The 414-nt window shown below is 66.4% G+C and carries 1 protein-coding gene; it reads left to right on the top strand.

The features are described 5' to 3' along the window. A partial coding sequence (locus ACTFO6_RS17775) for a malonate decarboxylase subunit alpha (RefSeq protein WP_439935749.1) occupies nucleotides 1–381 on the top strand: 381 nt, incomplete at its 5' end. Between the last annotated feature and the right edge of the window lie 33 nt (nucleotides 382–414).

The following is a 414-nucleotide window of genomic DNA, read 5'->3' as shown; positions in this document are numbered from 1 at the left end:
CAGCCCACCTTCGTGGAGAAGCTCGACGCCTGGGCGCTCCAGGAGAGCGCGGGCATGGAGCTGCCGCCGGTCATGATCTACGGCGACGACGTGACCCACCTCGTGACCGAGGAGGGCATCGCCAACTTACTGCTTTGCCGCAACCTGGAGGAGCGCGAGCAGGCGATCCGCGGAGTGGCGGGCTACACGCCCGTGGGGATGGGCCGTGACCGGCGCATGGTGGAGAACCTGCGCGACCGCGGCGTGATCCGTCGCCCCGAGGACTTGGGGATCGACAAGCGCGACGCCACCCGGGATCTCCTCGCCGCGCGCTCCATCAAGGACCTAGTGCGCTGGTCCAAGGGGCTCTACCAGCCGCCGAGCCGGTTCAGGAACTGGTGATCGAATCTTCACTCCATTTTGTTCGGAAGAGAA

This window comes from Pelomicrobium sp. G1, from assembly GCF_051905455.1.
GTDB lineage: Bacteria > Pseudomonadota > Gammaproteobacteria > Burkholderiales > UBA6910 > Pelomicrobium.
The sequence above is the reverse complement of the archived record's forward strand: the minus strand, read 5'-3'. Positions and strand labels throughout refer to the sequence as shown.